At 72.8% G+C, this 13027-nt stretch carries 17 protein-coding genes; 5 read left to right on the forward strand and 12 right to left on the reverse strand.

From position 1 onward, the window contains the following. Window positions 1-4: 4 nt before the first annotated feature. Window positions 5-802 (forward strand): alpha/beta fold hydrolase, encoded by a 798-nt coding sequence (locus tag OG470_RS04005; RefSeq protein WP_328420870.1) that lies wholly within the window; start codon window positions 5-7, stop codon window positions 800-802. 135 nt (window positions 803-937) lie between these two features. Here the strand turns inward: OG470_RS04005 and OG470_RS04010 are convergent, their stop codons facing one another. The 4 genes from OG470_RS04010 to OG470_RS04025 form a co-directional block, all read right to left on the reverse strand. Then, window positions 938-1897: an asparaginase gene (locus OG470_RS04010; protein ID WP_328420872.1), complete on the reverse strand. Its 960-nt coding sequence runs from the start codon at window positions 1895-1897 to the stop codon at window positions 938-940. 94 nt (window positions 1898-1991) lie between these two features. After that, entirely contained in the window at window positions 1992-2819 is an 828-nt protein-coding gene (locus tag OG470_RS04015; protein ID WP_328420874.1) for a 3-keto-5-aminohexanoate cleavage protein, read from the reverse strand. A gap of 23 nt (window positions 2820-2842) precedes the next feature. Beyond that, window positions 2843-3964: a CAF17-like 4Fe-4S cluster assembly/insertion protein YgfZ gene (gene ygfZ / locus OG470_RS04020; RefSeq protein ID WP_328420876.1), complete on the reverse strand. Its 1122-nt coding sequence runs from the start codon at window positions 3962-3964 to the stop codon at window positions 2843-2845. Then, on the reverse strand, window positions 3961-4389 hold the full coding sequence (locus OG470_RS04025; protein WP_328420878.1) for a Fur family transcriptional regulator: 429 nt from the start codon (window positions 4387-4389) through the stop codon (window positions 3961-3963). Before OG470_RS04025 ends, ygfZ begins: the two co-directional genes overlap by 4 nt. 75 nt (window positions 4390-4464) lie before the next feature. Between OG470_RS04025 and OG470_RS04030 the strand changes: the two genes are divergently transcribed. Further along, on the forward strand, window positions 4465-5340 hold the full coding sequence (locus tag OG470_RS04030; RefSeq protein ID WP_328420880.1) for an aminotransferase class IV: 876 nt from the start codon (window positions 4465-4467) through the stop codon (window positions 5338-5340). A 3-nt stretch (window positions 5341-5343) separates the two neighbouring features. Here the strand turns inward: OG470_RS04030 and OG470_RS04035 are convergent, their stop codons facing one another. Next, window positions 5344-5934 (reverse strand): FABP family protein, encoded by a 591-nt coding sequence (locus OG470_RS04035; protein WP_328420882.1) that lies wholly within the window; start codon window positions 5932-5934, stop codon window positions 5344-5346. A 5-nt stretch (window positions 5935-5939) separates the two neighbouring features. Then, on the reverse strand, window positions 5940-6044 hold the full coding sequence (gene mtfM / locus OG470_RS04040) for a small membrane protein MtfM (RefSeq protein ID WP_030327764.1): 105 nt from the start codon (window positions 6042-6044) through the stop codon (window positions 5940-5942). Window positions 6045-6056: 12 nt separating this feature from the next. Between mtfM and OG470_RS04045 the strand changes: the two genes are divergently transcribed. The 3 genes from OG470_RS04045 (at window position 6057) to OG470_RS04055 (ending at window position 8947) form a co-directional block, all read left to right on the forward strand. Next, entirely contained in the window at window positions 6057-6431 is a 375-nt protein-coding gene (locus tag OG470_RS04045; RefSeq protein ID WP_328420884.1) for a DsrE family protein, read from the forward strand. Between the two features lie 81 nt (window positions 6432-6512). After that, window positions 6513-6896, forward strand: coding sequence for an SCP2 sterol-binding domain-containing protein (locus tag OG470_RS04050; protein ID WP_328420886.1), 384 nt, complete (start codon window positions 6513-6515; stop codon window positions 6894-6896). After that, window positions 6893-8947: an amylo-alpha-1,6-glucosidase gene (locus tag OG470_RS04055; RefSeq protein ID WP_328420888.1), complete on the forward strand. Its 2055-nt coding sequence runs from the start codon at window positions 6893-6895 to the stop codon at window positions 8945-8947. Before OG470_RS04050 ends, OG470_RS04055 begins: the two co-directional genes overlap by 4 nt. An 18-nt stretch (window positions 8948-8965) precedes the next feature. On the opposite strand, the gene OG470_RS04060 is transcribed toward OG470_RS04055, so the two are convergent. The 6 genes from OG470_RS04060 to OG470_RS04085 form a co-directional block, all read right to left on the reverse strand. After that, entirely contained in the window at window positions 8966-9826 is an 861-nt protein-coding gene (locus OG470_RS04060) for a hypothetical protein (protein WP_328420890.1), read from the reverse strand. Window positions 9827-9914: 88 nt separating this feature from the next. Continuing rightward, window positions 9915-10460, reverse strand: a complete 546-nt coding sequence (locus OG470_RS04065; protein ID WP_386988149.1) for a winged helix-turn-helix domain-containing protein — start codon at window positions 10458-10460, stop codon at window positions 9915-9917. 152 nt (window positions 10461-10612) lie between these two features. Then, the gene (locus OG470_RS04070; RefSeq protein ID WP_328420892.1) at window positions 10613-10933 is read right to left on the reverse strand and encodes a DUF1416 domain-containing protein; all 321 of its coding nucleotides are present in this window, start codon (window positions 10931-10933) and stop codon (window positions 10613-10615) included. 2 nt (window positions 10934-10935) lie between these two features. Next, window positions 10936-11784: a sulfurtransferase gene (locus OG470_RS04075; protein ID WP_328420894.1), complete on the reverse strand. Its 849-nt coding sequence runs from the start codon at window positions 11782-11784 to the stop codon at window positions 10936-10938. A gap of 208 nt (window positions 11785-11992) precedes the next feature. Continuing rightward, the gene (locus OG470_RS04080) at window positions 11993-12070 is read right to left on the reverse strand and encodes an Ms5788A family Cys-rich leader peptide (RefSeq protein WP_310503780.1); all 78 of its coding nucleotides are present in this window, start codon (window positions 12068-12070) and stop codon (window positions 11993-11995) included. Between the two features lie 107 nt (window positions 12071-12177). Then, a complete protein-coding gene (locus OG470_RS04085; RefSeq protein WP_328420896.1) occupies window positions 12178-12966 on the reverse strand; it encodes an LmeA family phospholipid-binding protein in 789 nt (262 codons plus the stop codon). Between the last annotated feature and the right edge of the window lie 61 nt (window positions 12967-13027).

Genomic DNA, 13027 nt, shown 5'->3' on the forward strand with positions numbered 1-13027 from the left:
GTCCGTGCACAAGACCACAGTCAATGGAGCAGTCATCGCGTACGACGAGGCCGGCAGCGGCTCGCCCGTCGTGCTGCTGCACGCCGGCATCGCCGACCGCCGGATGTGGCGGGGGCAGTTGTCCGCGCTCGCCGCCCGGCACCGAGTGATCGTCCCGGACCTGCGCGGCTACGGCGACTCCGAGTTGCCCCCGATCCCGTTCGCGCACCACGACGACGTGGCCGGCCTGCTGGACGCGCTCGACCTGCCCCGGGCCGCCCTGGTCGGCTGCTCCTTCGGCGGGGCGGTGGCCATCGACACCGCGCTGGCGTATCCGGACCGGGTGAGCGCGCTCGCGCTGTTCGGCACGGCGGTCTCCGGCAATGAGTGGTCCGAGGAGGCCAACGACCTCTGGGACAGCCTGGTCGGCGAGGTCGATCCCGACGACTTCGCCGCCGGAGCGGCCGGTGAGGTGCGGTTCTGGGTGGTCGGCCCGGGCCGTCAGCCGGCCGACGTCGACCCCGGGCTGATCGCGTTCGCGCAGGAGATGGATCAGCGCGCGCTCGCCGCCGAACTGGCCCTCGGCGCGGTGGAGGTGGGCGAGCTGACGCCGCCGGCGATCGAACGCCTCGGCGAGCTGCGGCTGCCCGTCCTGGTCACCGCCGGCGCGGCGGACGTGCCGGACATTCGCCGGCTCGCCGACCGGATCGCCGCCGAGGCGCCCGACGCGGTACGGCTGCCCGATGTGCCGGACGCTGCACACCTGCTGCCGCTGGAGCGGCCCGAGCCGGTCAACGCGGCCCTGCTCGACTTCCTGAGCTGAGCCCGCCCGACTCCGCAGAGCCCGCACCGAGGGTGTCGGGCGAATGAGGCTGATACCTCAGAGGCATGAATATGCCTCTGAGGTATCGCGCTCATCCGCGAGTGGCCGTCCCCGACGGTCGGGACCAGCCGCCGCTCACCAGAGCGGACGGACCGCGCCGACCGGGACGCCGCCGCCGAAGAGCGGCACCTCGGCGTACTCGGCAAGCACCGGGGCGTCCACGCCGAGCCGGCGCAGCGCGGAGACCAGCACCGGCATCCGGGCCCGGTCGGCGCCATCGTCGATCTTGAGCGCCACCGCGCCGACGCCCGGCAGGCCCACGGCGATCACGCCCTCGGCGCCAACCTTCGCCAGCAGGCCCGGAACGCCGCGCATCAGCCGGGTGTCGTCGGCCCGGGTGCCACCCACGATCTCCGGGTGGGCGCGCATGGCGTCGGCCACCGCGCGCGGCACCGAACCGGGCTCGGCGTCGACCAGCCGGAGGTACGCCCCGGCCAGACCGGTCAGCGACACGGCGAGCACCGGGGCACCGCAGCCGTCCACCCCCACCGCCGCCGCCTGCTCACCGGTGAACTCCTCGATGGCTGCCCGCAACCGCTGCTGCAACGGGTGCTCCGGCCGCCAGTAGCCGTCCAGCGGCCACCCGGCGGCCCGGCAGGTCAGCAGCATCCCGCTGTGCTTGCCGGAGCAGTTCATCTGCACCCGGGTCGGGCCGCCCCCGGCGCGCAGCACGGCCTCCCGGGCCGCCGCGCCCACCGGCAGGTCGGGCGGGCAGTGCAGGGCCGAAGCGTCCAACCCGGCCCGATCCAGCAGCGCACCGACCCGGGCCAGGTGGAATTCCTCACCCGCGTGACTGGCCGAGACCAGCGCGAGGTCGGCCGGGTCGGTCAGCGGCAGGCCGGCGCGGAGCATCCCGATCGCCTGCATCGGCTTGCTGGCCGAGCGGGGAAAGATCGGTGCGGTCACATCCCCGACGGCGGCCACCGGCACACCGGCGGCGTCCAGCACCACCGCCGAGCCGCGGTGCGCGCCCTCCACGAACCCGGACCGGACCACCTCTGCGAGCGGCGCGCCGCCCTCGTACGTCTTTCCCACGTGCTGGACGGTACCGACGGTCCCGGGGGTCTCGGCGGCGGGGTGACCAGGTCGTCCACCGCCCGGGTGACAGGGGTGCCCGACAGAGCCGGCCTTACAGGCCGAGCAGCTCGCGGGCCTCCGCGGTGGTCAGCGGCGGCCGCTGGGCGAGCTGGGCGAAACCGACCGCGCGGGCGACCAGTTGCATGTTGGACTCCACCGGCCGGCCCTTGGCGTACGTCACGGTGTCCTCCATGCCGACCCGCAGGTGCCCACCGGTCGACAGCGAGGCCAACATGACCGGGATCGTGCTGCGACCGATGCCGGTGGCCGCGAAGGTGGTGCCCTCCGGCAGGTCCCGCAGCATCCGGTGCGCCGCGACCAACGTCTCGGTGGTGCCCGGCATACCGCCCGGCACACCCATCACGAAGTCGACGTGCACGTGCCCCCCGGCCGGCAGGCCGTACCTGCCCAACAGCCGCTGCAACGCGGACAGGTGGCCGAGGTCGAAGATCTCGTACTCCGGCACGATCCCGCGCTCCTGCATCCGGGTGTGCAGGTCGACGATGAACTCCCAGCGGTTGAGGAAGACGTCGTCGCCGAAGTTGACCGTGCCCATGGTGCACGAGGCCATGTCCGGGCGGGCGTCGAGCACGGCCAGCCGGGATGCCTCCGGGTCGGTCACCGCGCCGCCGGAGGAGAGCTGCACGATCAGGTCGGTGCTCTCGCGGAGCGCCGCCACGGTCTCCCGCAGGCGCACCGGGTCGAGGGTCGGCCGCGCCGCGTCGTCGCGGATGTGGACGTGGATCACGGCAGCGCCGAGGGCCTCGCACTCCTTGGCGGTGAGCACCAGCTCGTCGAGCGTCACCGGCAGCGCCGGCACCTCCGCCTTGGCCGACTCCGCGCCGGTCGGGGCTACCGTGATCAACGTCCCTGTCGTCATGCCGGCGATCCTAGACGGCCCGGTCAGGCCGGGTCGATCGCCGCCGCGGTCTCGCCGATCCGCAGCGCGGCGTCCTCCGGGACGTTCCGCTTCAGCACCGCCAGGGCGATCTGGCCCAGCTCGTGGTGCAGCACGGCGGTGCCGACGAAGCCCACCGTCCGGCCGTCGAGGGTCACCGGCGTACCGGCGGTCGGCGGCTGGTCGGTGGTGATCCCGTCCAGGTGCAGCAGCACCAGCCGACGCGGCGGACGGCCCATGTTGTGCACCCGGGCCACCGTCTCCTGCCCCCGGTAGCAGCCCTTGTCCAGGTGCACGGCCGGGCCGATCAGGTCCACCTCGGCCGGGATCGTCCGGTGGTCGGTGTCCACCCCGACCCGGGGCCGCCGGGCGGCCACCCGGATCGCCTCGTACGCCCAGAGCCCGGCGACCGGTACGCCAGCGCCGCGCAGCTCCGCCACCACCTGCTCCATCGCGGCCCGGGGCACCAGCAGGTCCACCCCGAGCGGGCCGCGTCGGGCCCACCCGCCGGTGGGTAGCGGGCGTACGTCGTACCGAACGCTCGCTCGGGGTGGCACGGCACCGGCAGCGAACTTCGGACCCGGCACGGCGATCAGGTCCGGTGCGGCCATCCCGGTCACGCCGAGCACGCCGAGCACGCCCAGCACGTCCGTCGCCGCCGGCCCGACCAGCGACAGCAGCGCCCGCTCGGCGGTGGCGTCGCGCGGCTCGACCTTGCTGAAGAACCGCATCTTCTCCAGGTACGCCAGCAGGCCGGCGGTCGCCCCCGGCTCAGTGTCCAGCCAGGTGGTCTCGCCATCCTCGGCGACCATGGCATGTTGCTCGACGTGCCCGTGCGGGGACAGCACCAGCAGTTCGGTGCCGTCGTTGGCGGCCAATGTCGCCAGGTGCTGCGAGGTGATCGTGTGCAGCCAACTGGCCCGCTCCTCCCCCGGCACCGCGATGATCCCCCGGTGCGACCGGTCGACCAGGCCGACCTCGGTGTCCAGGATGCGCTGCTCGCGCAGCGGGTCGCCGTAGTGCGCGGCCACCCCTCGCACCCCGGCCGCCGCGTGTGCCGGCTCCGGCTGGTCGCGGCTGGCCTCGTCGATACTCTCGACGGCCACCGCACCCGCTATGTCGATCATTTCTGGTCCCCGTTCTCGCAGCGTCCGCAGACACCGAAGAGTGACACGTGCCCGATGTCCACCCGGAACCCGCGCTGCGCGACCAACTGGTCGGCGAGCGGGCGGAGCAACTCCGGATCGATCTCGTCGATCGCGCCACACTCCCGGCAGACCAGGTGGACGTGCTGGTGCTCACCGGCCGCGTGGTAGGTCGGCGAGCCGTGCGAGAGGTGCGTGTGGGTCACCAGGCCGAGCCGTTCCAGCAGCTCCAGCGTGCGGTAGATGGTGGTGATGTTGACGCCGGCAGCGACCTCCCGCACCGCGTTGTGCACCTGCTCGGGGCTGGCGTGGCCCAGATCGAGCACCGCTTGGAGGACAAGCTGCCGCTGGGCCGTCAGCCGCAGCCCACGGGCCCGCAGCATTTCCGCGAGGGAGGATTCGGACACCGTCCGATCATAGTTCGGCAACCATGCCGATCTCCGCATCGCGATGGACCGCCGCTAGGCTCGACGGTCATGGTGATGTCGTCCGTCGGAAAGGTCGCGGCCGACCCGACCGCGCGGATCGTCGTCCTCGGCCGCGGCCCGGTGCCGGCCGGCGAGCCCGTGCTCCGCGGTGACGACCTCGGTGTGCTGCGCGGCGACGGCCTCTTCGAGACCATGCACCTGCGCCAGGGCCGGCCGTGGCTGCGCGACGAGCACCTGGCCCGGCTGGCCGCCTCGGCTGCCGCCGTCGAGCTGGCCCTGCCACCCATCGCCGCGCTGATCGACCTGCTCGACACCGTGCGCGCGGGCTGGCCGGCGCGGGTGGAGGGGGCGCTGCGACTGGTCTGCACCCGTGGCCCGGAGGCCGGCGGCCCGCCGAGCGTCTACGCCACGCTGACCGAGGTGCCCGCGTCGTCCCGGGTGGCCCGTCGGGACGGGATCAGCGTGGCAACCCTGCCGCTGGGGGTGCCCGCGGGGGCACGCACCGGACTGGACTGGCTGCCCGCCGGGATCAAATCCACTTCGTACGCGGTCAACACCGCCGCCCGCCGCTGGGCCGACCGGGCCGGGGTGGACGACGTGCTCTGGATCTCCTCCGACGGGTACGCGCTGGAGGGCCCCACCGCCAACGTGGTGTGGCTCACCGGCGGCACGCTCTGCACCGTGCCCGCCGCCACCACCGGCATCCTGCCCGGCACGACCGTCGCCTGGCTGCTGGGCCACGCTGGCGAGCTGGGCCTGACCGCCGCCGAGCGGATGGTCACCCCAGCCGAGCTGCACGCGGCGGACGGCATCTGGTTCACCTCGTCGGTCCGCGGGCTCACCGAGATCCACACGCTGGACGGGGTGCGCCGGGCGCGCTGCCCGCGTACCCCCGCCCTGCACGCCGTGCTGGGTTTCCCCGTCCCGTGACGGTCAGCCGCCGACCCGGACGAGCCGGGCGGACAGGTGCGGGCTGAGCCCGTGCCCCATCGCGGCCATGTCCTGGGCGTAGAGCAGCGCGCCCTCGACGATGCCGAAGAGCCGGTGCCCGCCGGTGACCTCCTTGGCGGTCGCCGTCCGGACCACCGCGTCGGTGGCGAACTCGACCTGGGTGCCGTTGCGCTTACCGAGGTGGAGCTCCATCACCCCGCTCGGGGTGGTCAGCAGAGCCTCCAGCTCGTCGGTGGCCCGGCCGTCCACCAGCACCGGCCGCCACCAGCCGACCTCACGCCCGGCGGGGCGGACCGGCTTGCTCTGCTCGTCGAGGATCCAGGCGCGGGACTCGTAGTGCAGGAACGGACGGCCGTCGTGGCTGATCCGGATCTCCTGGGCGTAGTCGAAGTCCTCGACGGTGGGGAAACCACCCTTGCCACGGCCGCGCCACAGGCCGATGTAGGGCAGCAGGCCGTCCAACGCCGGGTGCAGCTTCGGCCCGACCCGCAGGTCGTGACTCTCCTCGAACGGGTACGGGTCGACCGGCGGCGCGTTCAGCCACGGGGGCTGCAGCGGGTTCTCGTCGCTCACCAGCGTCACCAACGTCCTCTCGATATGCGTACGGCGAGGTAGACCAGGCCACCGGCGAGCCCGCCCAGGCCGGCGACCAGCAGGCTGACGAACCCGATCTCGGTAACCATCCCGGCCATCCTATGCTGGGCCTCATGGCCCGCACTCTCGTCGTCAAGGCCACCGCGGGGGCGGACGCCCCGGAGCGGTGTGCGCAGGCGTTCACGGTCGCCGCCACGGCGGTCGCGGCCGGGGTGGACGTATCGCTCTGGCTGACCGGCGAGGCGACGTGGTTCGCGCTGCCCGGCCGTGCCCAGGAGTTCGAGCTGCCGCATTCCGCCCCGCTGGCCGAGCTGCTGCACGTCATCCTGACCAGTGGCAGGGTGACCGCCTGCACCCAGTGCGCGGCCCGGCGGGAGATCGGCCCGGACGACGTACTGCCCGGCGTCCGGATCGCGGGCGCCGCGGCCTTCGTCGAGGAGGCGCTGGCCGAGGGCGCGCAGGCCCTGGTCTACTGACCAGCGGCGGGACGACCCGGACGGTAGGGGCGGAGTGCGGATACCGACCCGACATCTCGGACGGCTGCCTACGATTCGGATGTGACCGAGGCGACGGAGAGGTTCTTCGAATCACTGCCGGCGCGTGCCCCGGAGGTCCTCGGCGGCCTGGTCGCCGGAACCCTTCAGATTGACCTCGGCACCGACGACCAGACGACCGAGCACTGGCTGGTCCGGATGCGGCCGGGGTCGGTGCAGGTCAGCCGCAACCGCGGGCCTGCCGACGCCATCTGGTACAGCAGCGCGGCCCTGTTCGACCGGCTGGTGACCGGCGAGGCCCAGGGGGTCGCGGCGGTGCTGCGCAACGAGAGCACGTTCAGCGGGAACGTGGTGCTCTTCCTGGCCTTCCGGCGGTTCTTCCCGAACCCGCCGGGCACCCGCGACCCGCGCGAGGTGGCTCGGAAGCAGGCCGGGCGGATGGCGTGAACGATCTCGTCAGCATCCTGGACGGCAACACCTTCCTGGTCAGCGACCGGACGGGGGACATCGAGCCGTCCTACGACTTCCCGACCGGGCTGTTCTCCTTCGACACCCGCTTCCTGTCCAACTGGGTGCTCACCCTGGACGGCGAGCGGCTGCACGCCCTGTCGATGGACGATTCCGAGTCGTACCGGACCAAGTTCTTCCTGGCCCCCGGCGAACCGACGCACTACCTGGACGCCAAGGCGTCGGTGATCCGCAGCCGGGCGATCGTGGGCAGCTTCGAGGAGGAGCTGACCGTGCTGAACCACACCGGCGAGGAAGTCGAGTTCACCGTCCGGGTGGAGATGGCGTCTGACTTCGCCGACCTTTTCGAGATCAAGAACGCCCGGCGGAAGCGCGGTCAGACGACGATTTCGGTGGCCGACAACGAGTTGCGCCTGACCTACCGGCGGGAGGCGTTCCACCGGGAGACGCTGATCACCTCCAGCGCACCGGCCATGGTCGACTCCTCCGGGATGATCTTCCAGATCCGGATCGCCCGGAACAGCGAGTGGAGCACCCGGCTGCACGTGTCCACCGTCGTCTACGGCGCGCGGGGGGAGGACATCCGGGCCACCCTGCCGTACGGCGGCAGCCGCAGCGCGGACGCCATCCGCGCCGAGCAGCAGGAGCTGATCGACCGGGCGCCGAAGCTCGGCTGCGACTGCGAGCCGTTGGCCGGGGCGTACCGGCGCAGCCTCAACGACCTGGCCGCGCTGCGCTATGAGTCGATCGCCCTGGGCGTGCGGCTGCTCGCCGCCGGGCTGCCCTGGTTCATGACCCTGTTCGGCCGGGACAGCATCATCACCTCGTTGCAGGTGCTACCGTTCCTGCCGGAGCTGATCCCGCCGACCATCGTGATGCTGGCCGGCCTGCAGGGGCACCGGGTGGACGACTTCCGGGACGAGGAGCCGGGCAAGATCCTGCACGAGCTGCGGTACGGGGAGACCGCCGGTTTCGAGGAGCAGCCGCACTCGCCGTACTACGGGTCGGCCGACTCGACGCCGCTGTTCATCATCCTGATCGACGAGTACGAGCGCTGGACCGGCGACTCCGAGTTGATCCGGCGGCTGGAACCGCAGGTGCGCGCGGCGCTGGAGTGGATCGACACCTACGGCGACCTGCTCGGCACCGGCTACCTCTGGTACCAGACCCGCAACCCGGAGACCGGCCTGCAGAACCAGTGCTGGAAGGACTCCTGGGATGCCATCTCGTACGCCGACGGCCGGTTGCCCGGCTTTCCCCGGGCCACCTGTGAGCTGCAGGGCTACGCGTACGACGCGAAGATCCGGGCCGCCCGGCTGGCCCGGACGTTCTGGAACGACCCGGCCTACGCCGACCGGCTGGAGCGGGAGGCCGCCGCGCTCAAGCAGCGGTTCAACCACGACTTCTGGATCGCCGACCGCGGGTACTACGCGCTCGCCCTGGACGCCGACGGGAAGCAGGTCGACGCGCTGTCCTCGAACATCGGGCACCTGCTGTGGAGCGGAATCGTCGACGAGTCCCGGGCCGGCAAGGTGGTCGAGCACCTGCTCGGGCCGCGACTGTTCTCCGGCTGGGGGGTGCGGACCCTCGCCGAGGACCAGGGCCGGTACAACCCGATCGGCTACCACGTGGGCACCGTCTGGCCGTTCGACAACTCGATCACCGCCTGGGGGTTGTGGCGGTACGGCTTCCGGAACGAGGCCGGGCTGATCTGCGACGCGATGCTGGCCGCATCCCGCTACTTCGATGGCCGGCTGCCCGAGGCGTTCGCCGGCTACGCCCGGGACCTCACCGACTACCCGGTGGAGTACCCGACCGCGTGCAGCCCGCAGGCGTGGTCGACCGGCACACCGCTGCTGCTGCTGCGGGTGATGCTGGGGCTGGAGCCGCAGGGCGAGCACCTGATCATCGATCCGGCCGTGCCACCAGGCATGGGCCGGATCGAGCTGCTGGACATCCCCGGCCGGTGGGGTCGGGTCGACGCACTGGGCCGCAGCCGCGGCCCGGAGGAGCAGCAGCCGGGCGTCTGACCCGGCGGGATGCTCGGCTCAGCCAGGGCAGCCGACGGTGGCGGCCAGCCGGGCGGCGTCCGGGGTGAGGTCGGCCAGCACGGTGACCGGGCCGGCGCGGTACGCGTACACCGGGGGGTTGTCCAGCAGCGGGTTGCCGCCGGCCAGCGGTGCGAGCCCGCCCGGCGACGCGGCCGGGTCGGGACCGGCGGCGGACCGCGCGGTACGGGCCGACGCGCCGCCCGGACAGGGCGCGGTGACCAGCTCCGGCGCGGCGTCGGCCGGCCGGCCGAGCGCCCGCAGCGCGGCCGTCAGGGCGGCGACCTCCGGGCCGCCGTCGGTGGTCGAGGGCGGGGTGTAGCCGGAGCCAATCGGCCGACAGCCGGTGTCGACGGTCAACCGGATCCGACCGTCCCCGGTCGGCCGTCCCTGGACGGCGACGAACTCACCAGCGTCAGCGCGCAGCACCGGGCCGTCCCGCCCGGACCCGACCCAGGCCCGCCAGTTGGCCGGAAGTCGCTCGGCGATCCCGGCCAGGACGGTGCGCTCGGTGCCGGCGGGCGCGAGCACACCGACCTCCCGGCGAAGCGTGGCACCGTCAGCGAGCGGGGTGACCCGGCAGCCCGACCCGATCCGCGCCGGGCTCAGCTCCAGCAGCCCGGCCGCGCCGGCCGCCCGGGCCAACTCGCCGACCGCCCGGTCGACCACCGGGCCAGCCTGGTCGAGGGAGCGCTGCTCTCGCACGGTCGGTGGATCGTCGCGGACCGACGTCCAGGCGAGCAGGGCCAGCAGCACGGCCCAGACCACGCTCGCGACCAGCAGCCAGCGCCGCCGTCGCCGGGGTGCCGGCGCGGCGGGACCGGTCGACGGGGCCCACCCCGTCCGGACAGCACCGCTCACCCGGCCATGGTGTCACGGGCGATCCGCCGGCCCGGCGGCGACCGGCGCCCGCGGCGGCGGGTGGGCAGCCCGGGTCGTCGGGTGTTGGTCAGGCGGGCCGGGACGGCGGGTCGAGCCGGTAGCCGACGCCCCGCACGGTGTGCACCCGCGGCCCGCCCGGCAGGCTGCGCAGCTTGTGCCGGAGCCGCTTGATCGCGGAGTGCACGACTGCGCTGTCGCCCAGGTACGCGCCGTTCCAGACGGCCGCGAAGAGCTGCTGGTAGCTCCACACCACCGGCGGCGGACCGATCAGCCGGGCGAGCAGCTCCCGCTCGGTGCGGGTGAGCGGGAGCGGATCACCGCACCAGGTGACCAGGCGCCCGGCCCGGTCGACGACCAGCTCGCCCCACGTGACCGGCCCCTGCGGCACCGCCGGCGGGCTGACCGGCGCGACGGCCGTGGCCGCGCCGCCCGGCGGCGACGGGAACAGCATGGCCCGCAGTTCGGCCAGGTCGACACAGCTCACCACCGGGCCGACCCCGTCGAGCTGGCGCACCACCCGCTCCCGCACCGAGACGTCCGCGGTGACGCAGACGACGATCGGGACCCCTGCACCGGGCCTGGCGCCTTCACCCGCACTGACCGTGAATTCCACCCGACGATAGTGACGTACGCCGATGGATTTCGGGGGGCGACCCATGGTCGAGGTCACGCTACGTAACTGACTCCGACCATCTCGACCGGGAAACGACCGGGGCCGGTCACCCCACGAGGGTGACCGGCCCCGGTCGATCAGAGGGTGGGCTGTCAGGCGACGGTGACGCTGACCTCGTTGATGCCCCGGCCGGCGGTGACGGCGGTGTCGCCGTTGCCGTGTCGGGACAGCGCGCGCAGCGTCCAGGAGCCCGGCGCGGCGAAGAACCGGAACTGGCCGGCGGCCGAGGTGACGACCTCGGCGGTGAACTCACCGGTCGAGTCGAGCAGCCGGACGTACGCGCCCGCCACGACCTCGTCCGCCTCGGAGCGGACGATGCCGGTGATCACGGTTTCCTTCTCCAGGTCCAGGCTGGCCGGCAGCGGCGCGGCCTGGTCCGGGGCGGCGCAACCCGCGGTGGTGGGAGCAGTCATGGTCAGGCCTCCCCGGGCTCGTCGCCGAGCGCGACCGGCACGCCGACCAGCGAGCCGTACTCGGTCCAGGATCCGTCGTAGTTCTTCACGTTGCGGTGACCCAGCAGCTCCTGGAGCACGAACCAGGTGTGCGAGGAGCGCTCACCGATCCGGCAGTAGGCGATGGTCTCCTTGCCGTCGTCGAGCCCCGCGTCCCCGTAGATCCTGCGCAGCTCGTCGTCGGACCGGAAGGTGCCGTCCTCATTGGCCGCCTTGGACCACGGGACGCTGATCGCGGTGGGGATGTGCCCGCCGCGCTGCGCCTGCTCCTGCGGCAGGTGGGCGGGGGCGAGCAGCCGGCCGGCGAACTCGTCGGGGCTGCGCACGTCGACCAGGTTCTTGGTGCCGATCGCGGCGACGACCTCGTCGCGGAAGGCCCGGATGGAGGTGTCCGGCTCCTGCGCGACGTACTGGGTCGCCGGACGGGTCACCGCGTCGGTGACCAGCGGGCGGGCGTCCAGCTCCCACTTCTTGCGACCGCCGTCGAGCAGCTTCACGTCGCGGTGGCCGTAGAGCTTGAAGTACCAGTAGGCGTACGCGGCGAACCAGTTGTTGTTGCCGCCGTACAGGATGACGGTGTCGTCGTTGCTGATGCCGCGCTCGGAGAGCAGCGCCTCGAACTGGGTCTTGTTGACGAAGTCCCGGCGGACCTGGTCCTGCAGGTCGGTCTTCCAGTCGATCTTGACTGCGCCGGCGATGTGGCCGGTGTCGTAGGCCGAGGTGTCCTCGTCGACCTCGACGAAGACGACGCCCGGGGCGTCGAGGTTCTTCTCGGCCCACTCGGCCGAAACGAGTGCGGTGTCGCGACTCATCGAATCACTCCCTGGTGAGGATGGATGGTGAGCCAACGCGCGAATATCGATGGGTTTGACTGTCGCACCGCGCGCGGGACCCAGCAAAAGGACGGGATCACGGGTTCGTGCGACGGCGCCGCTGCCGGGCGTTCGGTGGGATCACCGGAGGGTACGAGAACCCTGCGTGCCGGTGGCCGCCGTCAGGCGGCCGAAAACAGCCCCGCCGTCAGATGACGGGGCGACACAGGCAGGTGGCCACGCGGCACAGGTCGACCGCGCGCCGTTTGGTGAGGTGGGTCCCCATGGCCACGGAGCCTACCAGCCAGTGACTGTGCTGCCACTGGGTCGACCAGCATCCGGGAATCCAGGGCCGACCGCCGGCGTCCCTCCGCTCGGCGGCCGGCTGGCCGATCAGCTCGCGGAGTTGATCGGCACGTTCTTCGCGTCGGCGGTGACCGCCAGCCCTTCGGGCAGCGGCCGGACCTCCCGAACGGCGAGCTGGAAGGGAAGGTCGGGCAGGGGCACGTCGATGGAGATGCCCTTGGCGTAGTTGTTCAGCAGCGCGCGGGCCAACGGCAGGTTCGGCAGGCCCTCGGCGTCCAGGTTGTTGAAACGCAGCGCGACGGCGCCACTCTTGGCGACCGTGACGTCGGCGGTGCCGCTGACGGTGAGTGTCTGGCCGAGGATGTCGACCGGGGCGGTGACGGCGAGCTTGCCGCCCTGCTCACCGAGGGTGAGCCCGGGCCGGTCCAGCAGCGCGGCGAGACTCTCGTAGCTGATCGTGCCGGTGCCGTTGACCGTGTCGGCGACAACGTCGCCCTGCCCGGTGCGCAGAGTGTCCAACGAGGCCCGCACGTTGCGGGCGTCCACGTCCAGCACCAGCAGCCGCACGGCGTCGCCCTCGACCGAGGCCTGCACGTCCCGCAGCTTGATGGAGATCCGCTGGTAGCGGCCGTCGAGCACCTGGGTCAGGAACGGAGTTCCGCCGACCTCCACATCGGGCGCGGCGGCCTGCGCGCCCTGCTTGGTGACCTCCTGGCTGACCCGGTCGGCGATGGCCCGCTCGGCCACCCCGACCGCCACCCGGTCCGCGATCACCAGCAGCCCTGCCACCAGCAGGAGCAGGACGACCAGGCCGATGAGCAGCTTGCGACCGCGCCGTCGGGGCCGGACCCCGTCCGCCGGATACTCCTGCGCCACGCCGCCTCCTGTCTCCGCCCGCCGCTTGCGGCGGATCGTCGGTACCGGTTGCCGCAGCGCG

This window comes from Micromonospora sp. NBC_00389, from assembly GCF_036059255.1.
Classification (GTDB): Bacteria; Actinomycetota; Actinomycetes; order Mycobacteriales; family Micromonosporaceae; genus Micromonospora.

Bases quoted from the DNA above. Each gene is read 5' to 3' on its own strand.
- OG470_RS04015 (WP_328420874.1), bottom strand. From the start codon at position 2,819: ATGACGACAGGGACGTTGATCACGGTAGCCCCGACCGGCGCGGAGTCG.
- ygfZ (WP_328420876.1), bottom strand. From the start codon at position 3,964: ATGATCGACATAGCGGGTGCGGTGGCCGTCGAGAGTATCGACGAGGCC.
- OG470_RS04030 (WP_328420880.1), top strand. From the start codon at position 4,465: ATGTCGTCCGTCGGAAAGGTCGCGGCCGACCCGACCGCGCGGATCGTC.
- mtfM (WP_030327764.1), bottom strand. From the start codon at position 6,044: ATGGTTACCGAGATCGGGTTCGTCAGCCTGCTGGTCGCCGGCCTGGGC.
- OG470_RS04045 (WP_328420884.1), top strand. From the start codon at position 6,057: ATGCTGGGCCTCATGGCCCGCACTCTCGTCGTCAAGGCCACCGCGGGG.
- OG470_RS04070 (WP_328420892.1), bottom strand. From the start codon at position 10,933: ATGACTGCTCCCACCACCGCGGGTTGCGCCGCCCCGGACCAGGCCGCG.
- OG470_RS04075 (WP_328420894.1), bottom strand. From the start codon at position 11,784: ATGAGTCGCGACACCGCACTCGTTTCGGCCGAGTGGGCCGAGAAGAAC.
- OG470_RS04080 (WP_310503780.1), bottom strand. From the start codon at position 12,070: ATGGGGACCCACCTCACCAAACGGCGCGCGGTCGACCTGTGCCGCGTG.